Genomic DNA, 21,274 nt, shown 5'->3' with positions numbered 1-21,274 from the left:
TCCTACCGCGCCAGCACCGGCGCCAGTGCCTTGCCGGTGTGGGTGCCGATCTTCACCAGTTCCTCGGGAGTTCCCGTGGCCACGATGCGCCCGCCGTCCTTACCGCCTTCGGGGCCCAGATCGATGATCCAGTCCGCCTCGGCAATCACGTCGAGGTCATGCTCGATGACCACCACGCTGTGGCCGCCATCGACGAGGCGGTGCAGCACATGGATGAGCTTGTCCACATCGGCCATGTGCAGGCCCACGGTGGGCTCGTCCAGCACATACAGCGTGTGCGGAGCCTTCTGTCCGCGTCGGCCGATATCGTCGCGCACCTTGGTCAGCTCGGTCACCAGCTTGATGCGCTGTGCCTCGCCGCCCGACAGCGTGGGCGATGGCTGGCCCAGGGTCAGATAGCCCAGACCCACGTCTTTGAGCAACTGCAGCGGATGGGCAATCGAGGGCATGGAGGCGAAGAACTCCACGGCCTCATCGACCTCCATCTGCAGAACATCGCCAATGCTCTTGCCGCGCCAGCTCACGGCCAGCGTCTCGGGGTTGAAACGTGCGCCGTGGCAAACTTCGCAAGGCACTTTCACATCGGGCAGAAAGCTCATCTCGATGGTGCGCACGCCCTGCCCCTCGCAGGCCGGGCAACGGCCTTCACCGGTATTGAACGAGAAGCGGCCGGCCGCATAACCGCGGGCCTTGGCCTCCAGAGTCTCGGCGAACAGCTTGCGAATCGTGTCCCAGAAGCCGATATAGGTCGCGGGGCAGGAGCGCGGCGTCTTGCCGATCGGAGTCTGGTCGACTTCGAGCACGCGATCGATGGTTTCGAAGCCCTTGAGCCCCTTGCAGCCCACGAGCGCCGGCGACTTGCCGGCATCCATGGCATCGCGGCCGGCCTTGGTGGAGCGCTGCTGCACCCAGGCCGCCACATTGCTCAGCAGCACATCGCGCGCCAGCGTGGACTTGCCCGAGCCTGAAACGCCGGTCACGCCCACCAGGCGCTTGAGCGGAACGCGCGCGTCCACATTCTGCAGATTGTGCAGATTCGCGCCCAGCACCGTGAGCCAGTGCAATGCATCGCTGTCTTGCTGCACCACATTTTCAGTAGCAGCTACCGCTTTCTTTTTCTTGGTTTTAGATGGTTTTTTATCTGAAACCTCCATATCTCCGGCGTCAGAAGCTTCTGCATTAATAGCAGTCGGCTGCACCGGAGGCTCGCCTTCTCCCACCCACAGACGTGGCTTGAAAGGGTGGCGCATGGCGTGCAGCAGATAGCGCCCGGTGACCGAGTCCTTGGCTGCCATGATGTCGGCAACCGTGCCCTCGGCCACCAGACGGCCGCCGCGAATGCCGGCGCTGGGGCCGATGTCGATCACGTGATCGGCGCGGCGAATCGTGTCTTCGTCGTGCTCCACCACCACCAGCGTGTTGCCCTTGTCGCCGAGCTTGTGCAAGGCATTGAGCAGGATCTGGTTGTCGCGCGCATGCAGGCCGATGGTGGGCTCATCCAGCACATAGCAGACACCTTGCAGATTGCTTCCCAACTGCGCGGCCAGGCGGATGCGTTGGGCCTCGCCCCCGCTCAGGGTGGGAGCGCCGCGGTCCAGCGTCAGATAGTTGAGACCGACTTCTTCCAGGAATTCGAGACGGCTCTGGATCTCGGGGATCAGGTCGCGCGCAATATCGGCCTCGCGGCCCGTAAGCTCAAGACTCTGTATCCAGTGGCGCACATCGCTGACCGACAGCTGGGCGATATCGGTAATCGCCTCGTCGTGAAACTTCACGGCTCGCGCCACGGGGTTCAGACGTGTGCCGTGGCACTTGGGGCATTCCACCTCGGCCAGATCTTCCACTTCCTGGCCCTCGAACTTCACCTCCCGACCCCGGTTGTCGTCGGCCAGCAAGGTGTCGTCATAGACCTTGCGCTGGTCCTTGGTCAGCTTCACGCCCGTGCCCACGCAATCGGGGCACCAGCCATGCTTGCTGTTGTAGGAGAACAGACGCGGGTCCAGCTCGGCATAGCTGGTGGCGCAGATCGGGCAGGCACGCTGGGTGGAGAACACCTGCAACGCGCCGATGCCGGCCGTGCTCCGGCCGCCCTGCATGGCGTCGGCCAGGTTCTCGATGCCGGACAGCACATGCAGCACGCCCTTGCCGATTTCCAGCGCCTGGCGCAGATGGCCGCGCAACTCCTTCTCGTTGGCCGCGGTCACCGTCACGCTGGCCACGGGCAGCTCGATGGTGTGTTCCTTGAAGCGATCTATGCGCGGAAAGCCCGTGGTCGGCAGAAACTCACCGTCCACGCGCAGATGCGTGTAACCCTTGGGTCTGGCCCAGTCGGCCAGCTCGGTATAGACGCCCTTGCGGTTGACGACCAACGGACTCAGCAGGCCTATGGTCTGGCCGCGGAAATTCGTCATCAGCTGCGCGGCAATGCTTTCCTCGGTCTGCGGCTGCACGATGGCATCGTCGTGGATGCAGTGCTGCACGCCCAGCTTCACATAGAGCAGGCGCAGAAAGTGCCAGACCTCGGTGGTCGTGCCCACCGTGGACTTGCGACCGCCGCGCGACAGGCGCTGCTCGATGGCCACCGTGGGCGGTATGCCATAGACCGCATCGACCTCGGGACGTCCCGCAGGCTGCACGATGGAACGCGCATAGGCATTGAGCGATTCGAGATAGCGGCGCTGGCCTTCATTGAACAGGATGTCGAAAGCCAGCGTGGACTTGCCCGAACCCGACACCCCGGTCACCACATTGAACTTGCCGCGTGGCACATCCACGCTCAGGGACTTGAGGTTGTGTTCCTTGGCATTGACGATCTCGATCGCGTTCTTGGCCTGCGGCGCCTTTTCGGCCAGGGCCTTGCGCTGGGGCTTGTAGAGCATGGGAGCGACTTCGCGCACCGCCTCGCCGCCCACGCCCATGGCCAGGTCGTATTCGCGCAGGGCCTGGGCCGTGTGCGACTCCTTCACATGGCGCACCTCCTCAGGCGTGCCCTCAGCGACGATCAGACCGCCGCCATCACCGCCTTCAGGGCCCAGATCGATCAGCCAGTCGCTGGCGCGAATCACGTCCAGATTGTGCTCGATGACGATCAGCGAGTGGCCGGCTTCGAGCAGCTTGCGCAATGCGCGCATGAGCTTGGCGATATCTTCGAAATGCAGGCCGGTCGTGGGCTCGTCGAACAGGAACAGCGTGCCTTTCTTGGCCAGCGACTGCTTGGACTTGCTTTGCGCGCGAGCCGCTTCCGCGAGGAAGCCTGCCAGTTTCAAGCGCTGGGCCTCGCCGCCCGACAGCGTGGGCACGGGCTGACCCAGCTTCACATATTCCAGACCCACATCGACGATGGGCTGCAGAGCGCGGATCACATCGCGGTCCTGCGCAAACAGCAGCGCGGCTTCGGCCACAGTGAGCTCCAGCACATCGGCCACATTCAGCGGCTGGCCGTTGCGCTCGATTTTCACTTCCAGAATCTCGGGGCGATAGCGCGTGCCGTTGCAGTCCGGGCAGCGAAGATAGACATCCGAGAGGAACTGCATCTCCACATGCTCGAAGCCCGAGCCGCCGCAGGTCGGGCAGCGGCCGTCGCCGCTGTTGAAGCTGAACTTGGCAGCCGTGTAGCCGCGCTGGCGCGACAGCGGCGCGACGGCGAACAGCTCGCGGATCGCATCCCAGGCGCCCACATAGCTGACCGGGTTGGAGCGCGCCGTCTTGCCGATGGGCGACTGGTCCACGAACATCACATCGGCCAGATGGTCCGCGCCCAGCAGGCGCTCGAACGCACCCGCCGCATCGGTAGGCTTGCCGAAATGGCGCATCAGCGCAGGCACCAGCACATCCTGGATCAGCGTGGATTTGCCCGAGCCCGACACGCCGGTGATCGTGACCAGGCGCTGCAGCGGAAAGTCCACGTTGATATCGCGCAGATTGTGTTCGCGTGCGCCTTCGAGAATCAGGCGCGGCGTGCTCTCGGTCACCATGCGCTTGAGACCGAAGCCCACCTGCTTGCGCCCACCCAGATAGGCGCCAGTGAGGGTATCGGCCTTGCGCAGATCCTCGGGTGTGCCGTCGAACACGATCTGGCCGCCGCGTGCGCCAGGGCCCGGCCCCATGTCGATCATGCGGTCGGCGGCAAACATCACGGCCGGGTCATGCTCCACCACAACCAGCGTATTGCCCGCATCGCGCAGGCGCTGCATGGCTTCGGTGATGCGCTCCATATCGCGCGGGTGCAGACCTATCGATGGCTCGTCGAGCACGAACAAGGTATTGACCAGCGAAGTGCCCAAAGCGGTGGTCAGATTGATGCGCTGCACCTCGCCACCGCTCAGCGTGCGGCTCTGGCGGTCCAGCGTGAGATAGCCTATGCCCACATCGCACAGATACTGCAGCCGCGTCATGACTTCTGCATGCAGCATCCTCAATGCCTGGGCTTCACCATCATTTTTGACGGCATCGCTGTCTGGCGCCAGCTGCGCAAAGAAGTCACGCAGGCGCGTGATCGGCAAGCGCATCAGATCGTGCAGACACAGGCCAGGCAGGCTGTCGAGCTGCTCTCGGCTCCAGCCCACTGCCTGAGGCATGAAGCGCTGGTATCTGCCGCTGTCGTCGCCGGGCGGCAGCACGGCATCCGCAGCCTGCTTGCCTCCTATGCGCCAGAGCAGGCTTTCGGTCTTGAGACGCGCACCTCCGCATGTCGGGCATTCGGTATAGCTGCGGTACTTGGACAGCAGCACCCGGATATGCATCTTGTAGGCCTTGCTTTCGAGATACTCGAAGAAGCGGCGAATGCCATACCAGGTCTGGCTCCACTTGCCGTTCCAGTTGGGCGAGCCCTCGATCACCCAGTCCTTCTGCTCCCGGGTCAGCTTGGACCAGGCCGTATCGCGTGGAATGCCCTCGGCCTCGGAATGGCGCATCAGGTCGTCCTGAATCTCCTTCCAGGCTGGCGTCTGGATCGGCTTGATGACACCGGTGCGCAAGGTGAGCTTTTCATTGGGAATCACCAGTCCCCAGTCGACCCCGATGACTCGGCCGAAACCACGGCAGGCATCGCAGGCACCCACCGCGGAGTTGAACGAGAACAGCGAGGGAATCGGCTCCTGGTAAGTCAGATTGCTCTCGGGGCAATGCAGACCCAGCGAGAACTTCCACAGCTCGGGCTCGGTCGCCTCAACACCGCTCTCGGGCAACACATAGACCGTGAGCCTGCCGCTGCCGCGCTTGAGGCCCACCTCGATCGCCTCCATGGCGCGGGACCGCTCGGCCTTGCCGAGGCGAAAGCGGTCGGCAATCACATCCAGCACCTTGATCTTCTCGGGGGCTGGCTTGGCCTTTTTCTTGCCCTTGGCGACCTCATCAGCTGCTGGGTGAGCGCGCTCCACTTCGCGCTCGGCCTGCACCTTGGTGAAGCCGCTGGCAGACAGCCATTGCTCCACCTCTTCGGCCGAGGTATTGGCCGGCAGCTCCACCGGGAAGGTAATGGCAATGCGCGGATCGCCCGCGGCCTCGCAGCGCTGGGCCAATTCGGCATAAATGCTGTCCGCCGTATCGTGGCGCACCGGCAGGGCCGTCCTGCTGTCGAACAACTGGGCCGCGCGCGCAAACAGCAGCTTGAGGTGATCGTTGATCTCCGTCATCGTGCCCACGGTGGAACGCGAGTTGCGCACCGGATTGGTCTGGTCGATGGCAATCGCTGGCGGCACACCCTCGACCTTGTCCACGGCCGGCTTGTCCATGCGATCGAGGAACTGGCGCGCATAGGCGGAGAAGGTCTCGACATAGCGGCGCTGACCTTCGGCGTACAGCGTGTCGAACACCAGACTGGACTTGCCCGAGCCGCTGGGGCCGGTGACTACGGTCAGCTCACCAGTACGGATATCGATGTCCAGATTGCGAAGATTGTGCTGGCGAGCACCACGGATACGGATCAGGCCCTGCGTCATGTTCTGCGGTCTTTTCTATGGAGGCCAAACATTCTAGGCAGTCCTGGCATGAGCCTTGGGTGCGCATGTGCATTACCGTTTCAGCGTACAGCCAGGGCCGGCGCAAAAAAGCCCCGGCTGGCGGGGCTTTGATCGAGTGCTGCTGCCTTCATTTGGACTCTGCCGGTGCATGAATCGCATCCGCGCCATGCTTTTCTCCACTCATATCCACCTTGTCGCCCGCCTTCATGATGACAAACAGCGCCACGGCAGCAAACACCACAAAACCAATCGCCAGCTTCCACATATCAGTCTCCAGAGTGTTATGAATAAACAGCTGGTGCAGCCGCTCGTGCCACGCCAGTCAGCACGACCATTGAGCCTGAGCGAGTTTGCGCGTGGCTTACTGCCAGACAGGCTGCACATAAGAAAAAACCCCATGCCTTGCGACATGGGGTATGAACTTGGAGTAATGGTCTGCATTATCAGCTGCAGCTGCTGGAGACACCGCTTACGCGGTGCACAAATTAGAAGTTGTGGCGGATACCCACGGCGATGGAGCTGAAGTCCTTGCCAGCTGGTGCGTTATATGCAGCACCGCTGTCGTTGTTCACACGGGTGTAGTAACCGTAAACCTTGGAGCGCTTGCTCAGGTTGTAGTTGTAGCCCAGAGTCCACTGGGTAGCTGCGGAGTCGGCAACCTTGCTCCACTTGTTGGCGTGACCAACGTTCACGTGGAACTCGGAAGCACCCATGGTGTACATACCGGACAGGCGGAAGTTGTTGCGTGTGCCGATCAGGTCTTGGTCATTGCGCTGGTAGTAGGCGCCAACCGTGAACTGACCAAATGTGTACAGACCGCGCAGTGCGGCTTGCCAGTTGTCGCCCACCTTGCTGAAACCGGCACCCAGGTGCAGAGGACCGGTGGCGTAGTTTGCAGCCAGATCGTAGCCGTTCTTGCGAGGACCGACCGTGGGATCCTTCTCGTGCATAGACACGGAGGCATCCACCGTCAGGCCGCCCATGTTGGGGGTGCGATAGCCGATCTTGTTCTTGGTGCTCAGACCGCCAAACCAGACGGGATCGTAGTACAGCGCATCGGAAGAAGAACCGGTGTCGTGGTTGTGCATGCTGATGTAGTCAGCAGTTGCGTAGTAGGACTCGGGAACGAAGTTGCCCAGACGGATCATGCCGAAGCCGCCGGACAGGTTCACTTCGCTCTGACGCGCAAAGGACATGCCGGTGGTGGGATGGGTCCAGGCGGAACCGGTACCGGTGTCGGAGTTGAAGCCGGACTCCAGGGTGAAGCCAGCCTTCAGGCCGCCACCCAGATCTTCGGTACCGCGAATGCCCCAGCGGGAAGCATTGTTGTACAGGCCGGACACCGACTCATCGCCCACCTTCTGGCGTTCGACTGTGGTGTTGATACGGCCGTACAGCGTCACGCTGCTCTGTGCCATTGCGGTGGTTGCGCCCATCACAGCCAGTGCGGCCAGTGCGATGCGAGTCATCTTGGTCATTCAGTGCTCCTATGTCCTGGGATAGTGTTTTTTGCACCGCATTGGCTTGTAGGTTGTCGGCCCTCTCGCGGCTAGGTGTGATTCTAGGTTGGCCCCTCTCAAAAGCATGATTTCCATCGCAAAAAAGTAACGCAATGATGCTTTGTTGCCACACTGCTGTAACCCACTAGTGCTGAAGCAAACAAAAAAGACCTGCAAAGCACAAGCCTTGCAGATCTTTGATGCGATGCTGCATAAATTGCAGCATCAGCGCCTGGCATCAGTCTTCGGCGTAGATGTCGCGATCCTTGGTTTCGGGCACGAACAGCGTGCCGATCACGGCCGTCACACCAGCGATGATGATGGGGTACCAGAGACCGTTGTACATATTGCCGGTCTGCGCCACGATGGCGAAGGACATGGTGGGCAGCAGACCGCCAAACCAGCCGTTGCCGATGTGATAAGGCAAGCTCATCGAGGTGTAGCGGATGCGTGTCGGGAACAGCTCCACCAGCATGGCCGCGATGGGGCCGTAGACCATGGTCACCAGCAGCACCAGATAGGTCAGGATCACGATCATCATGACCTTGTTCATCTTGGCGGGGTCGGCCTTGGTGGGATAGCCATCCTTGGCCAGTTCTGCCGCCACAGTCTTCTTGAACGCACCGTCCTTGGCCTTGGCGTCTTCAGGGCTCAGGCCCTTGAGCGAGAACGAAGGAATCTCGGTCGCGCCGATACGGATCACGGCCTGCGTGCCTGCTGGCGCATCTTCGTTTTCATAGCTCACGGAACCCGCGGCCAGCACCTGCTTGGCCACGTCGCAGGAGCTGGTGAACTTGCTCGTACCTGTGGGGTTGAACTGGAAGGAGCACTCCGCAGGATCGGCCACGATGACCACCTTGTTCTTGGCTTGAGCCGCAGCCAGATCGGGGTTGGCAGCTTCGGTCAGCGCCTTGAAGACGGGGAAATAGGTCAACACGGCCAGAATGCAGCCCAGCATGATGATGGGCTTGCGGCCGATCTTGTCGGACAGCGTGCCGAAGATCACAAAGAAAGGCGTGCCGATCAGCAGTGCGGCGGCAATCATCAGATTGGCCGTCACGGCATCGACCTTGAGCTGCTGCGTCAGAAAGAACAGCGCATAGAACTGGCCGGTATACCAGACCACAGCCTGGCCGGCAGTCAGGCCGACCAGCGCCAGAATCACGATCTTGAGGTTCTTCCACTGACCGAACGACTCAGTCAGAGGCGCCTTGGACACCTTGCCCTCGGCCTTCATCTTCTGGAAGGCTGGAGACTCGGACAGCGTCATGCGAATCCAGACCGAGATGGCCAGCAGCAAAATGGAAACCAGGAAGGGAATGCGCCAGCCCCAGTCGGCAAACTTCTCTTCGCCCATCGAGGTACGCACACCCAGAATCACCAGCAGCGACAGGAACAGGCCCAGCGTTGCCGTGGTCTGGATCCACGAGGTGTAAGCACCGCGCTTGCCATGCGGCGCATGCTCTGCCACATAGGTGGCAGCGCCGCCGTACTCACCGCCCAGGGCCAGACCTTGCAGCATGCGCAGCGCGATCAGGATGACGGGTGCGGCCACGCCAATGCTGGCGTAGTTGGGCAAGATGCCGACGATGAAGGTGGACAGGCCCATGATCAGGATCGTCACCAGGAAGGTGTACTTGCGCCCGATCATGTCGCCCAGACGGCCGAACACCAGCGCGCCGAAGGGGCGCACGATGAAGCCTGCCGCAAAGGCCAGCAACGCGAAGATGAAGGCCGATCCCGCATCCAGACCGCTGAAGAACTGCTTGGCGATGATGGCTGCCAGAGATCCGTACAGATAGAAGTCGTACCACTCGAAAACGGTTCCGAGGGAAGACGCAAAGATGACTTTGCGCTCTTCCGGGCTCATCGGCCTTGGGGCCGATTTACCTCCCATATGTGCTGTCGCATTGATGGCCATGTTTGTCTCCTAGGTTTTGGAATTTCAGGCGCTGCCAACTCACCTGTTTGCCCAATATCAAAGCGACAACTGACCGCTAACTTACAAAAAAATGCTTCTCAAAAATTCAAGACTGGGCATTACCCGACCCTCTCCGCACTTACCCGGATTGGTTTTTTTTTGATGTGAAAAACCAGGGGCAAACACCGATATCGTAAGTAAGGAGACGGTCAGACGGGCTTCTCAGAATGCATCGCAAGCAAGCCACCGAGCACCTGATGGCAGGCTGGAAAACTTCAAAGGAGACAACGCTGTGCGAGACCCGGTGATAGAGACAATCCAAAGCAACCCCGCCTACCAGCAGCTGCGCCGCAAGCGCAATCGCCTCGGCCTGGCGCTGACCGTCCTGATGCTGATCGTGTACTACGGCTATGTTGCGCTGATCGCATTCGACAAGGAATTCCTGGCCCGGCCCATAGGCGCTGGAGTGACCACGCTGGGCATTCCCATCGGCATGGGCGTCATCATTTTTTCCGTGATCATTACCGGCCTCTATGTGCGCCGCGCCAACAACGAGTTTGATCAGCTCACCCGCGACATTCTCAAAGGCATCAAGCAATGAAGCAGCGCATCTCTTCCCAATGGCTGGCGGGCGCTGCGGCGCTGGTCGCGACAGCTCCCGTGCTGGCCGCCGGCGGCGACGTCGGCAACGCCGCCAAGCAGGCCACCAACTGGACGGCCATCATCATGTTCACCGCCTTTGTGGTGGCAACCCTGTGGATCACCAAATGGGCGGCGGGCCGCACCAAGTCGGCTTCCGATTTCTATACCGCAGGTGGCGGCATCACCGGCTTTCAGAATGGTCTGGCGATTGCGGGCGACTATATGTCCGCCGCCTCCTTCCTCGGCATCTCGGCCTCCGTCATGGCCAGCGGCTATGACGGCCTGATCTACTCCATCGGCTTTCTGGTCGGCTGGCCTCTGCTCACCTTCCTGCTGGCCGAGCGCCTGCGCAATCTGGGCCGCTTCACCTTTGCCGATGTGGCCGGCTACCGCTTTGCGCAGACGCCGTTCCGCATTTTTGCCTCCTGCGGCACGCTGGTCGTGGTGGCCTTCTATCTGATTGCCCAGATGGTCGGCGCCGGCCAGCTCATCAAGCTGCTGTTCGGTCTGGACTACTGGATCGCGGTGGTACTGGTGGGCGCGCTGATGATGATCTATGTGCTGTTCGGCGGCATGACGGCCACCACCTGGGTGCAGATCATCAAGGCCTGCCTGCTGCTGGCCGGCGTGACCTTCATGGGCTTCATGGTGCTGGCCAAGTACGGCTTCAGCCCCGAGGCACTGTTTGCCGAAGGTGTGAAGGTGCGCACCCAGATCGCCGCAAATGGCGGCGCAGAGCCATCCGTTGCGGAAAAGCTCGGCCTGGCCATCATGGGACCGGGCGGCTTCATCAAGGACCCGATCTCCGCCATCAGCTTCGGCATGGCGCTGATGTTCGGCACGCTGGGCCTGCCCCACATCCTGATGCGCTTCTTCACCGTGCCTGACGCCAAGGAAGCACGCAAGAGCGTGTTCTGGGCCACGACCTGGATCGGCTACTTCTATGTGCTGATCTTCATCATCGGCTTCGGCGCCATCACCCTGGTGCTCACCAACCCCGAAATGGCGGACACGGCCAAGGGCGTGATCCACGGCGGCGCAGGCACGGCCAATATGGCGGCCGTGCTGGTGGCCAAGACCGTGGGCGGCGATGTGTTCTACGGCTTCATCTCGGCCGTGGCCTTTGCCACGATTCTCGCCGTGGTCGCAGGTCTGACCCTGTCCGGCGCCTCGGCCGTCTCGCACGACCTCTACGCCACCGTCATCAAGAAGGGCAAGGCCGACAGCGCCTCCGAACTCAAGGTCTCGCGCATCACCACGCTGTGCCTGGGCTTTGTGGCCGTGCTGCTGGGCATTGTGTTCGAGAAGCAGAACATCGCCTTCATGGTCTCGCTGGCCTTTGCCGTGGCGGCTTCCGCCAACTTCCCGCCGCTGCTGCTGTCGGTGCTGTGGAAGAACTGCACCACCAAGGGCGCCGTCATCGGCGGCTTCATGGGCCTGGTCTCCTCCGTGGGTCTGACCATCGTCTCGCCCTCGGTGTGGGAAGCGACTCTGGGCCATCCCGCCGGCTCGGCCTGGTTCCCCTACGCCTCGCCCGCACTGTTCTCCATGGCAATCGGCTTCTTCGGCGTGTGGCTGTTCTCCGTGCTCGACAAGAGCGCTCAGGCGGCCAAGGAGCGCGCCGTGTTCCCTGCGCAGCAAGTGCGCTCGGAAACCGGTCTGGGTGCCGCAGGCGCATCGGGCCACTGATGATGTGAATGGCTTGGCACCATGCCAGGCCCCGGCAGGAATCTGCCCTCACCTAGGCCCGCAGAGACCTCCACGGTTTCTGCGGGCCTTGCTCATTCCACGTCCAGCCCGCCGGACTGCGCCAGCTCGAACAGCAGCTCCCGTGACCATTGGTGCCCCGCAGAGCGATGGGTGCGCGCATGCCAGGCGGCCGTCTTGGTAAAGCCCGGAATTTCCAGCGGCGGCTCCAGCACCACCAGCCCCGAGTCGGGCTTGACCAGCCGCCTGGGCACGACGGCAATCAGATCGCAGCTGCGCAGGATTTCGGGCAGCACCAGAAAGCTGGTCACGGACAGCGCCACACGCCGCTTGCGGCCCAGACGCTCCAGCGCCTCGTCCGTCACACCATGAAAACTGCCTCCGTCATAGGACACCAGCGCATGATCCAGAGCGCAGAAGCGCTCCAGTGACAGGCCACGCCGGCGCGCATCGGGATGGCCCTGGCGCATCACGCAGACATAGCGTTCGTCGAACAGCCGGCGCGCATGCAGATCGGGAGCCGTGCGCTCCGGCGTGATCAGCGCCAGGTCGATATCGCCGCGCTCCAGCCGCTCGTGCAGCGGCAGATGCTGGGCCGGCACCACGGCCACGCACAGACCGGGCGCGCGCTGGCGCAACACGGCCAGAAACGGCAGCACCACCGCCTGCAGCGCGTAATCCGTGGCGGCAATGCGCAGCGTCATATGCGCCGTGGCCGGATCAAAGGCCTGGGGGCGCAACAGCGCTTCGGCATTGCACAGCAATTCCTTGAGCGGCCCTGCCAGTGCCAGCGCGCGCAGCGTGGGGGCTATGCCGCGCTGCGTGCGCACGAACAAGGGATCGTCGAAGCTCTCGCGCAGCCGCGTCAGCATGCCGCTGACCGCCGGCTGGGTCAGCGCCAGACGCTCGGCAGCGCGCGTCACGCTGCGCTCGTCCAGCAGCGCATCCAGGGCTTTGAGCAGATTCAGGTCCAGACTCTTGATATCAGTCGGCATGATTTCACAAATCATAAATATCGATTGGATTTATTTCACCACAACCCCCATCATTTCCCCATTCCCTTCGACAGAAGCCCTGCATGCACCGCATTCACTGGCCCGCCGACTACATGACGGGCACCACCGCAAACTTCGTCTCCAGCGAGCTCATTGCCCGGGGCCTGTATCCGCCGCTTTCCGAGCCCTGATGCCCTTGATTTTTTGATAGCTGTCAGCACCTTCATTCATTGAATTTCAGTTTGATTTCATGCTGAAAACAGGCCATGAAAAGCGCCAGGCGCTATCAAACCTTTTGCATCCTGCATTGCCGCAGGACTGCTGGCTCATTCCATTCGCACCACCGATACTTCGCATGTCTGCACTCTTTACCCCTTTCACACTCAAAAGCCTGACCCTGCGCAACCGCATCGCCATTCCGCCGATGTGCCAGTACAGCGCCGTGGACGGTCTCACCAATGACTGGCACCAGGTCCACTACGCCTCCATGGCGCGCGGCGGCGCGGGGCTGGTGATCGTCGAAGCCACGGGCGTGTCGCCCGAAGGCCGCATCTCGCCCGACTGCACCGGCCTGTGGAATGACGGCCAGATCGACGGCATGTCGCGCATTGCCGCCGGCATCAAAGCCGCAGGCGCCGTGCCCGGCATCCAGATCGGCCATGCCGGACGCAAGGCCAGCGCCAACAATCCCTGGGAAGGCGACGACCATATTGCCGAAGGCGATGCCCGCGGCTGGCAGCCGATTGCGCCATCGGCAATCGCCTTTGGCGGCGGCCTGCCCCGTGTTCCTCGCGCCATGACGCTTGCGGACATCGCCCGCGTGCAGGACGACTTTGTAGCGGCGGCCCGCCGCGCGCTTGCGGCCGGCTTCGAATGGCTGGAGCTGCACTTTGCCCACGGCTATCTGGCCCAGAGCTTTTTCTCGCCCCACAGCAACCAGCGCGACGACGCCTATGGCGGCAGCTTCAGCAACCGCGCCCGCTTTCTGCTGGAGACCGTGGCCAAGGTGCGCGAGGTCTGGCCCGAGCATCTGCCGCTGACCGCGCGTTTCGGCGTCATCGAGTACGACGGCCGCGACGAAGAAACCCTGGAGGAATCGATTGCCGTGACGCGCCAGATGCGCGAGCGCGGCCTGGACCTGCTCAATGTCAGCGTCAACTTCGTGATTCCCGATGTGAAGATTCCCTGGGGAACGCCCGCCTTCCTCGCTCCCATCGCCCAGCGCGTGAGCCGCAGCGCCGGCCTGCCCGTGGCCTCAGGTTGGGGCATGGATGATCCACAGATTGCCGAGCGCATCGTGGCCGACGGCCAGGTCGATCTGGTGATGATCGGCCGCGCCCATCTGGCCAATCCGCACTACGCCTACCAGCTGGCGCAAAGCCTGGGCGTTGCCCGTCCCGACTGGACGCTGCCCGCTCCCTATGCCCATTGGCTGGAACGCTATCGCGGCGCCGCCAAGCAGGCCACAGCCTGAGAGCCGGCCGTCGCCCCTTCACGCGCCAAAGATATCGACCGCAAGGAGGCCGGGCTGCCTGCGCTCCTGCGCCATGCAGTCGGCGAAGGTTTTCACCGGCGGCCCGCCCCACGACCAGCACCGCAGAACTGGATGCCACCGCGCGCAAGGGCGGGAAAAAGCGCACCGCATCGATGCCTCGCCCGCCCGCAGCAAAGCCCACAGCCAGTCTCATCGGCCTTGCAAGGCAGGCGCCGGCTCAGGAGACGCTGGCGCGCTCCAGCACCGCCAGCACGTTGCGCGCCGCTCCCACTCCCATGTTCACATAGGCATCCGAGGTCACGCCGCCGATGTGCGGGCTGAGGATGAAACCCGGCTGGTGCAGGAACGGGTGGCCAGCCGCCATGGGCTCAACGGCAAAGCTGTCCAGGCCTGCGGCGCTGACCTGGCCTTGCTGGACGGCGGCCAGCAGCGCGGCCTCGTCGATGAGACCGCCGCGCGCGGTGTTGACCACAATCACGCCGCGCCTGCAGCACGCCAGAGTTGCGGCGTTGAGCAGGTTGCGGTTGTCGTCGGTCAGCGGGCAGTGCAGCGAGATCGCATCGCTTTCGCGCCACAGCGTATCCAGCTCCACGGCCTGCACGTAGCCGGGCAGCTGGCCTGCAAAGGGATCGAAGCCGATCACACGCATGCCCAGTGCATCGGCCATCTTCGCAAAGCGCAGGCCTATGGCACCCAGGCCGACCAGGCCCACGGTGCGCCCGGCCAGTTCCAGGCTTTTGTGCGTGGCCTTGTCCCAATGGCCGGAGTGCATGCGCGAGTCCAGCTGCACCACCGACTTGGCGCAGGCCAGCAGCAGGGCCAGGGCCTGTTCGGCCACGGCCGCCGCGTTGGCGCCGGCCGCCGCCACGACCTCGATGCCGCGCTGCGCGGCCTCGGCCTTGTCTATGGTGTCCGTGCCGCTGCCGTGCTTGGAAATCACCTTGAGCGAAGGTCCGGCATCCATGACTGCGGCCCCCACCTTGCCGTAGCGCACGATGATGGCGACGGGATCATGCCGGCGGCACAGGGCCACCAGGTCTTGCTCGGTGGGCGTCCTGCCCGCGTAGACTATGTCGTGGCCTTGCAGCAGATCCAGTGCCTGCTGCGCCAGGTCGGCGCCCGTGACGATGATGGTGCTCACAGCGTCTCTCCTTCCTTGAGCACGCCGGCCGCGCGCAGCGCGGCGGGCAGCCACTTCGAGGCCGTGTCGCCGCGGGCGATGGCCTCGATGCGCGCGGCCTCGTCGGCCACTTTCCTGTCGGCCAGCGCCAGCATGGCGGGCGCCTTGGCGCGCTCGATCACGACCACGCCGTCGGCGTCGCCCACCACCAGGTCGCCCGGGTTCACCATCGCACCGCCGCAGGAGATGGGGTGATTGATGCGACCGGGCACGAACTTGGTCGGACCTGCAGGATTGAAGCCGGCGCTGAACACCGCAAAGCCCAGCTCCAGCAGCTCCAGCTTGTCGCGGATCGCGCCATCCACGATCACGCCGCCAAGGCCTTTCTTCTTGCAGGCGCTGAGCATCAGCGTACCCATCAGGGCCGCAGTCTGGTCTCCCTTGCCGTCGATGACCAGGATATCGCCGGGCTTGGCCAGGGCGATGGCGGCGTGGATCATCAGGTTGTCTCCGGGGCGCACCTCGACGGTGAAGGCCGGGCCGGCGAGCTTCATGTCCTGGTGCACGGGTGCCACGCGTGCGTTCATGGTGCCGCGGCGGCCGGCCACGTCGGCCAGGATGGCGGCCTGAAAGCCCGAGGCCTTCTGGACGACCTCGGCGCTGACGCGCTCGAAGTCACGGATGATTTCTGGAAGTTGGCTCATGATGGTTAGGTCCGCGGTTCGGTCCGGTTGCAGAGGTGAAAGTGAAGAAGGAGCAGGAGTGGCAGGGCACACCGCGTCCTGCCCGCAAGGGCACATGCCAGGCATGTGCACCAGGCATGGCGCGGCAGGTGTGCTCGGTGGGCGCTTTGTCGGCGCGATGGCACGTTGGCCTGATCGGCCTCAGTCCAGGCTGGCGCCCGAGTCCTTGACGATGCGGCCCCAGCGCGGCACCTCGGTGCGCAGCAGCTGGGCGAAGGCCTGGGGCGTGCCGCCCAGCACGTCGCCGCCCTCGGAGCGCAGCTTCTCGACCACATCGGCCTGCTTCAGGGCCAGGTTGATGGCCTTGTTGAGCTGCTGCACGATGGCCTCGGGCGTGCCCGCAGGCGCCAGCACGCCGTACCAGGAGCTGGCCTCGAAGTCCTTGTAGCCGAGCTCGGCCAGCGTGGGCGTGTCGGGCAACTGGCTGGAGCGCGCCAGCGAGGTCACGACAATGGGCCGCAGCTTGCCGTTGCGCACCTGGCCAAGCAGCGTGGGAATGGCGGACATGTACAGGTCGATCTGTCCGCCCACCAGGTCCGTCATGGCCTGGCCTGCTCCCTTGTAGGGCACATGGCGCAGGCTCATGCCCGAGATCTTCTGGGCCTGCTCGCCCGCCAGATGGGCCACTGTGCCGTTCCCCGAATAGCCCAGGGTGATGCCGTCGGGCCTGGCCTTGGCCGCCGTCACCAGATCGGCAAAGGTCTTGTAGGGCGTGTTGGCGGGAGCGGCCATGACGATGGGCGCCGAGGACACCAGGGCCACGGGCGCCAGGCTCTTGATCGGGTCGTAGGGCAGCTTGGCGTAGAGCCAGGGGTTGATGGCGAGATTGCTGGTCTGGCCCATGACCAGGGTGTAGCCATCGGGCGCGGCCTTGGCTGCGGCATCCACGCCCAGGTTGCCGCCCGCGCCGGGGCGGTTGTCCACCACCACGCTCCACTTGTTCTGCTCGGCCATCTTCTGGGCCACGGTGCGCGCAATCATGTCCGTGCCGCCGCCAGGCGGGAACGGCACGATCAGGCGGATCGGCTTGGCCGGATAGGCCGGCTGCGCCAGCGCGCTGTCGAAGGGAGTGACTACAGCCACGAAGCCGAGCACGGCGGCATGCAGGGCGCGCGAAAGCGGGCGAAAGTTCATCTGTTGTCTCCTGTTGGTCGCTTTGAAGCGTGTTCTGATGCGTGCGGCCGGAATCCCCGACCGCTGGAGGCGACTGTAGGCAAACGTTTCAACCCATACAATGCTGTTTCGCAGAATGAAACGCATTGCACCATGAGCAACCCCACCCAATCCGCACAGAAGTCCGGCGACGGCGTCATCGCCGTCACCCGCGCACTGCAGCTGCTCGAGGCCTTTGCGCTGGGCGAATCCCATCTTTCGCTGGCCGAACTCAGCCGGCGCTGCGGCCTGCACAAGACCACGGTGCTGCGGCTGGCGCGCACGCTGGCCCAGTCGGGCTACATGGTGCAGCGCGAGGACGGGGAATGGCGGCTGGGCCCTTCCTCGGGCTGGCTGGGCGCGCGCTACCAGGCCGGCTTCGATGTGCAGAACGTGCTGGAGCCCGCGCTGCGCGAGCTCACCCAACTCAGCGGCGAGAGCGCCGCCTTCTACGTGCGCGAGGGCCATGTGCGTACCTGCCTGGTACGCGTGGAAGGGCCGCAGGCCCTGCGCCACCATGCGCGCATGGGCGAGGGGTTGCCACTGGACAAAGGCTCGCCGGGCCGCGTCATCCTGGCGTTCTCGGGCGAGCCCGGCGAGATCTACGAGCAGATCCGCCAAAAGGGCTACCACTGCTCCATCGGCGAGCGCGAGCAAGGTGTGGCGACGGTCTCGGCGCCGGTGTTCGGCATGCACTGGCGGCTCATGGGATCGGTCTGCATCTCAGGCCCCGCATCGCGCCTGCCCGAGGCCAGGCTCGAAGCCCTGGCCCGGACCGTGATCGCCGCAGCCAACAAGCTGTCCTATGCGCTGGCAGGCAATTCCGCCACACCGGCCGCCAGCCCCGTGCGCGCCACGCAGTGGCATCCCTGAGCGCAGGGGAGCGGCCTCGAAAGGATCTATTTTTGTCGGAGTGATGATTCAAAAACAATAGCTTTTCTCGCTTTCTGGAATTGAAATTCAGATACTTTTGTATCTGAGCTACTTGTCCATCAAGCGGTAGAAGCTATCTTTTTATGCAATGGCTGCGCTCGAGCGAGCTCAGCGCGCCCAGGCGCAGCCGCCATCCACGACCAGGGTGGAGCCCACCACATAGTCGCCGGCGCGCGAGGCCAGGAAGATGGCGGCGCCGGCCATATCCTCGGGCTCGCCGATGCGGCCCAGGGGCACGCGCCCCGCGGCCTCGTCCGCATGGTCGCGCGCGTTCTTGTTCATCTCCGAGGCGAACGGGCCGGGCGCGATGGCGCTGACCACGATGCGCTCGGGCGCCAGGCGCAGGGCCATGCGCTTGGTCAGGTGGATCAGGCCGGCCTTGCTGGCCGCGTAGGAGTAGGTCTCCCAGGAGTTGACCGAGACGCCGTCGATGGAGGCGATGTTGATGACCTTGGCCAACTGCGCGCCCGCGGCCGACTTGCGCAGCATGGGCGTGAGCGCCTGGGTCAGGAAGAAGGGCGACTTCATGTTCAGGTCCACGACCTTGTCCCAGCCGCTTTCGGGAAATTCGTCATAGGGCGCGCCCCAGGCCGCGCCCGCGTTGTTGACTAGGATGCCCAGCTGATCTTCGTGCGCCGCATAGGCATCGACCAGCGACTTCACGCCGTCCATGGTGGACACGTCGGCAGGCAGCGAAACGCAGTGGCCCAGCTCCGACAGCTCGCGCGCCGTCTGGTCGCAGGCCTCGGCCTTGCGCGCCGAGATGTACACGCGCGCGCCCTGGCGCACAAAGCCTTCGGCGATCATGCGGCCGATACCGCGCGAACCACCGGTGACAAGAGCCGTGCGGCCCTTGAGCGAAAACATCTGCTGGGTATCCATGGTGCGGGTCTCCTTGATGGTCTTGAAAACCGCACCAGCTTATGCAAGGCCCGCCACGCCCGGCGTCGCCTAGGCGCCATGGCCGATGCCAAAGAGAAAGCACCGTCCTGCGTGTCGATCCCGGCTCCGGCCCCACACCTGCAGCCCTATTCCAGTCCCCAGGATATGCCGGCTGTAGTCTCCCACTGCTGCGCAAACCACTCGTCGCCACGCAGATAGGCCTGCAGCATGGGCAAGGCATCAAGGCCCCAGAAAACATGCTCGTCCACCACCCATGCCGGCACGCCGAATACGCCGGCCTGCTGCGCCTGTTCGGTATTGCTGCGCAGCCATTGTTTGACCTCGGCACTGTCCTCTTCCTGGCGCAGTTGCTCCTTCAACTGCGCGCGCAGTTGCTGCAGGCGCTGCGCATCATTGGCCTCATGTCCGCCCTGCCAGACATGCTGCATCACGGCCTGCGCCACAAAGCGGTTGATGCTGCCGTCACGCCCATGTGCCAGCGCCAGGCGCAGCAGCGGCAGCGGCTTGAACGGATGCCGGGCCGGCATCTGCAGAGGTATGCCCAGCGACCGGCCAAGCCATGTGACATGGCGGTAGGTCCAGGTGCGCTTGGCAGGAATGCCGGCCGGTCCGGGGTTGGCATTGCCTTGCAGCAAGGCACCCAGCAGCACCGGGCGGTAATCAACGTGATAGCTGAGCCCTTGCAGCGCCTTGGGCATTTGCTCCAGCGCCAGCCATGCATAGGGCGACACAAAGTCCAGATAACAGGTGATGTGCTTCATGTCGGCTCTCCTCAAAGAGTGATCAGATCTCGGCTTTGCGCGGGTCCTCGAGGCCGGCGCGCTGCAGCAGTTGGCCCCAGATCTGCAGACGCAGCTCGGTATCGCCCTTCGACCAGGCGCGAATCTCGTCAATGGTTCTGAAGCAGCCCTGGCAATGGCTGCGGTCCACCGTCATGCGACAGACGTTGATGCAGGGCGAAGCCACGGGCTGGTCGGCCTCTGCCCAGACCAGGGCCACCTCGGCCTTGGCGGCAAGTTGTGCCAGTTGCTGGGCCTGCTGTGCCTGCTGCTCCTGAAGAAGTTCCGTGCTCATGCCTGCTCCACCACGTCCGACCAGGGGGCTGCGGTCAGCGCCTGCAGCTGCGCGGGCGATGCGGGAAACACGCCGTGAGGATGGCCTGCTGCGGCCCACACCGTCTCGAAACGCTGCAATTCGGCATCCATCAAGGTGACGACCTTGGTGGCATGAGCCACGGGGCTGACGCCGCCAATCGAGAAACCCGTGCTGGACTTGACGAAATCCGCATCGGCGCGGCCGACCTTGCCCACCAGCTGCGTCACTTTCTTTTCATCGACACGCCTGTCGCCCGAGGCCACGACCAGCACGGCCGCGCCATCGCTCCTGCGCTTGAAGATGATGCTCTTGGCCACCTGCCCGACCAGAATGCTGAGCTGATCGGCGGCCTCCTGGGCGGTACGCGCCGCACCGTCCAGCATCTGCGGCGCATGCGGATGACCGGCATCCTGCAAAAAGCGGCTGACGCGCTGCACGCCTTCCGGCAGCGCATGAAGTTCTGACCCACACATGATGTTTTCCTGAAAATCGCGCCGCCATCCGGCAGCGCCACGGCCCCTACTGTGCCAGCTTGAGCCTGAGCTGCACCAGCTCCAGCTGCAAATCACGCAGGTCTTTCTGGACATAGGCGATATGTCCGGCACTGTTCTTGGCGTCACGCGCCTCGCGCAGCTCTTTTTTCTTGGCCTCGATGCGGCGCTCCAGCTCAAGCACCGACTGTCTGTCCTGATAGCGGTCGCGCGCCGGCGCATAGCCTTGCAGAAACGCCGCCTCCAGCGGTGCCGGGCAATAGCCCGGCTGAAACTTTCTGCCGGCTTCCGCATAGGCCTTGCCGCTTTCCGGGGTGCAGAAATCCTGCAGGCCGCGCAGCCAGCCCTGCTGATAGGCCCGTGCATCCATCTGCACGCCCTGGTCCTTGCAGGCCTTGAAATGCCGTCTGGCGCGGGTTGACAGGTCCAGCCTGCCGTCCATGGCATCGAGCTGGCCCAGATAGGCCCAGTCCGTGTCCCTGCACTCCTGGGCATCCATGCCGGCACAACCACCCAGCAGGGCAGCTGCCGCCAGACACAGGGCCAGCGAAAAACGTGATCTTGCTTGCATGGCGGCGATGGTAACAACGCCCATGCCTGCCCGGGCCGAGCCGAGAC

General features: G+C 63.7%; 17 protein-coding genes. 4 read left to right on the top strand and 13 right to left on the bottom strand.

What is annotated here, in order from left to right:
- Positions 1-2 precede the first annotated feature (2 nt).
- The 4 genes from uvrA to AAIL67_RS03245 all read right to left on the bottom strand — a co-directional run bounded on the left by uvrA (position 3) and on the right by AAIL67_RS03245 (position 9,380).
- Positions 3-5,939 carry an excinuclease ABC subunit UvrA gene (gene uvrA, locus AAIL67_RS03260; protein ID WP_343483391.1) on the bottom strand — a complete coding sequence of 1,979 codons (5,937 nt, stop codon included), beginning with the start codon at positions 5,937-5,939 and terminating at the stop codon, positions 3-5.
- A 148-nt stretch (positions 5,940-6,087) separates the two neighbouring features.
- Positions 6,088-6,225 carry a hypothetical protein gene (locus tag AAIL67_RS03255; RefSeq protein WP_003059044.1) on the bottom strand — a complete coding sequence of 46 codons (138 nt, stop codon included), beginning with the start codon at positions 6,223-6,225 and terminating at the stop codon, positions 6,088-6,090.
- A gap of 220 nt (positions 6,226-6,445) precedes the next feature.
- Positions 6,446-7,438: a porin gene (locus AAIL67_RS03250; protein WP_034405911.1), complete on the bottom strand. Its 993-nt coding sequence runs from the start codon at positions 7,436-7,438 to the stop codon at positions 6,446-6,448.
- A gap of 259 nt (positions 7,439-7,697) precedes the next feature.
- On the bottom strand, positions 7,698-9,380 hold the full coding sequence (locus tag AAIL67_RS03245) for an MFS transporter (protein WP_034357159.1): 1,683 nt from the start codon (positions 9,378-9,380) through the stop codon (positions 7,698-7,700).
- 292 nt (positions 9,381-9,672) lie between these two features.
- Here AAIL67_RS03245 and AAIL67_RS03240 point away from each other — a divergent pair, with 292 nt between their 5' ends.
- Positions 9,673-9,981: a DUF485 domain-containing protein gene (locus tag AAIL67_RS03240; protein WP_003061686.1), complete on the top strand. Its 309-nt coding sequence runs from the start codon at positions 9,673-9,675 to the stop codon at positions 9,979-9,981.
- Positions 9,978-11,711, top strand: coding sequence for a cation acetate symporter (locus AAIL67_RS03235; RefSeq protein WP_034379215.1), 1,734 nt, complete (start codon positions 9,978-9,980; stop codon positions 11,709-11,711). The genes AAIL67_RS03240 and AAIL67_RS03235 overlap by 4 nt, the downstream gene beginning before the upstream one ends.
- A 92-nt stretch (positions 11,712-11,803) precedes the next feature.
- Here the strand turns inward: AAIL67_RS03235 and AAIL67_RS03230 are convergent, their stop codons facing one another.
- Positions 11,804-12,724, bottom strand: coding sequence for a LysR family transcriptional regulator (locus AAIL67_RS03230; protein ID WP_343483390.1), 921 nt, complete (start codon positions 12,722-12,724; stop codon positions 11,804-11,806).
- 355 nt (positions 12,725-13,079) lie between these two features.
- Between AAIL67_RS03230 and AAIL67_RS03225 the strand changes: the two genes are divergently transcribed.
- Positions 13,080-14,198, top strand: coding sequence for an NADH:flavin oxidoreductase/NADH oxidase (locus tag AAIL67_RS03225; protein WP_229227973.1), 1,119 nt, complete (start codon positions 13,080-13,082; stop codon positions 14,196-14,198).
- Between the two features lie 238 nt (positions 14,199-14,436).
- On the opposite strand, the gene AAIL67_RS03220 is transcribed toward AAIL67_RS03225, so the two are convergent.
- The 3 genes from AAIL67_RS03220 to AAIL67_RS03210 form a co-directional block, all read right to left on the bottom strand.
- Positions 14,437-15,360 carry an NAD(P)-dependent oxidoreductase gene (locus AAIL67_RS03220; RefSeq protein WP_034391796.1) on the bottom strand — a complete coding sequence of 308 codons (924 nt, stop codon included), beginning with the start codon at positions 15,358-15,360 and terminating at the stop codon, positions 14,437-14,439.
- Entirely contained in the window at positions 15,357-16,043 is a 687-nt protein-coding gene (locus AAIL67_RS03215) for a methyltransferase (RefSeq protein WP_059439724.1), read from the bottom strand. The genes AAIL67_RS03220 and AAIL67_RS03215 overlap by 4 nt, the downstream gene beginning before the upstream one ends.
- A 180-nt stretch (positions 16,044-16,223) precedes the next feature.
- Positions 16,224-17,216 carry a tripartite tricarboxylate transporter substrate binding protein gene (locus tag AAIL67_RS03210; protein WP_343483389.1) on the bottom strand — a complete coding sequence of 331 codons (993 nt, stop codon included), beginning with the start codon at positions 17,214-17,216 and terminating at the stop codon, positions 16,224-16,226.
- A 132-nt stretch (positions 17,217-17,348) separates the two neighbouring features.
- Here AAIL67_RS03210 and AAIL67_RS03205 point away from each other — a divergent pair, with 132 nt between their 5' ends.
- Positions 17,349-18,107, top strand: coding sequence for an IclR family transcriptional regulator (locus AAIL67_RS03205; RefSeq protein ID WP_034391792.1), 759 nt, complete (start codon positions 17,349-17,351; stop codon positions 18,105-18,107).
- Positions 18,108-18,275: 168 nt separating this feature from the next.
- Here AAIL67_RS03205 and AAIL67_RS03200 read toward each other — a convergent pair whose 3' ends face one another.
- From AAIL67_RS03200 to AAIL67_RS03180, 5 genes are all read right to left on the bottom strand, one after another.
- Complete coding sequence (locus AAIL67_RS03200) at positions 18,276-19,049, bottom strand: SDR family oxidoreductase (protein ID WP_034379202.1); 774 nt, start codon at positions 19,047-19,049, stop codon at positions 18,276-18,278.
- Between the two features lie 146 nt (positions 19,050-19,195).
- Positions 19,196-19,831 (bottom strand): 2-hydroxychromene-2-carboxylate isomerase, encoded by a 636-nt coding sequence (locus AAIL67_RS03195; RefSeq protein ID WP_343483388.1) that lies wholly within the window; start codon positions 19,829-19,831, stop codon positions 19,196-19,198.
- A 22-nt stretch (positions 19,832-19,853) separates the two neighbouring features.
- Positions 19,854-20,144: a DUF1289 domain-containing protein gene (locus tag AAIL67_RS03190; protein ID WP_343483387.1), complete on the bottom strand. Its 291-nt coding sequence runs from the start codon at positions 20,142-20,144 to the stop codon at positions 19,854-19,856.
- On the bottom strand, positions 20,141-20,638 hold the full coding sequence (locus AAIL67_RS03185; protein ID WP_003061666.1) for a YbaK/EbsC family protein: 498 nt from the start codon (positions 20,636-20,638) through the stop codon (positions 20,141-20,143). Before AAIL67_RS03185 ends, AAIL67_RS03190 begins: the two co-directional genes overlap by 4 nt.
- A gap of 46 nt (positions 20,639-20,684) precedes the next feature.
- Positions 20,685-21,227: a DUF2799 domain-containing protein gene (locus AAIL67_RS03180; protein ID WP_233425101.1), complete on the bottom strand. Its 543-nt coding sequence runs from the start codon at positions 21,225-21,227 to the stop codon at positions 20,685-20,687.
- Positions 21,228-21,274: the final 47 nt, after the last annotated feature.

This window comes from Comamonas sp. A7-5, from assembly GCF_039581385.1.
GTDB classification, from domain to species: Bacteria; Pseudomonadota; Gammaproteobacteria; order Burkholderiales; family Burkholderiaceae_C; genus Comamonas; species Comamonas thiooxydans.
The sequence above is the reverse complement of the archived record's forward strand: the minus strand, read 5'-3'. Positions and strand labels throughout refer to the sequence as shown.

Coding starts and splice junctions, on each gene's coding strand:
- uvrA (WP_343483391.1), bottom strand. CDS start 5,939: ATGACGCAGGGCCTGATCCGTATCCGTGGTGCTCGCCAGCACAATCTT.
- AAIL67_RS03255 (WP_003059044.1), bottom strand. CDS start 6,225: ATGTGGAAGCTGGCGATTGGTTTTGTGGTGTTTGCTGCCGTGGCGCTG.
- AAIL67_RS03250 (WP_034405911.1), bottom strand. CDS start 7,438: ATGACCAAGATGACTCGCATCGCACTGGCCGCACTGGCTGTGATGGGC.
- AAIL67_RS03245 (WP_034357159.1), bottom strand. CDS start 9,380: ATGGCCATCAATGCGACAGCACATATGGGAGGTAAATCGGCCCCAAGG.
- AAIL67_RS03235 (WP_034379215.1), top strand. CDS start 9,978: ATGAAGCAGCGCATCTCTTCCCAATGGCTGGCGGGCGCTGCGGCGCTG.
- AAIL67_RS03230 (WP_343483390.1), bottom strand. CDS start 12,724: ATGCCGACTGATATCAAGAGTCTGGACCTGAATCTGCTCAAAGCCCTG.
- AAIL67_RS03225 (WP_229227973.1), top strand. CDS start 13,080: ATGTCTGCACTCTTTACCCCTTTCACACTCAAAAGCCTGACCCTGCGC.
- AAIL67_RS03215 (WP_059439724.1), bottom strand. CDS start 16,043: ATGAGCCAACTTCCAGAAATCATCCGTGACTTCGAGCGCGTCAGCGCC.
- AAIL67_RS03210 (WP_343483389.1), bottom strand. CDS start 17,216: ATGAACTTTCGCCCGCTTTCGCGCGCCCTGCATGCCGCCGTGCTCGGC.
- AAIL67_RS03205 (WP_034391792.1), top strand. CDS start 17,349: ATGAGCAACCCCACCCAATCCGCACAGAAGTCCGGCGACGGCGTCATC.
- AAIL67_RS03200 (WP_034379202.1), bottom strand. CDS start 19,049: ATGGATACCCAGCAGATGTTTTCGCTCAAGGGCCGCACGGCTCTTGTC.
- AAIL67_RS03195 (WP_343483388.1), bottom strand. CDS start 19,831: ATGAAGCACATCACCTGTTATCTGGACTTTGTGTCGCCCTATGCATGG.
- AAIL67_RS03190 (WP_343483387.1), bottom strand. CDS start 20,144: ATGAGCACGGAACTTCTTCAGGAGCAGCAGGCACAGCAGGCCCAGCAA.
- AAIL67_RS03185 (WP_003061666.1), bottom strand. CDS start 20,638: ATGTGTGGGTCAGAACTTCATGCGCTGCCGGAAGGCGTGCAGCGCGTC.
- AAIL67_RS03180 (WP_233425101.1), bottom strand. CDS start 21,227: ATGCAAGCAAGATCACGTTTTTCGCTGGCCCTGTGTCTGGCGGCAGCT.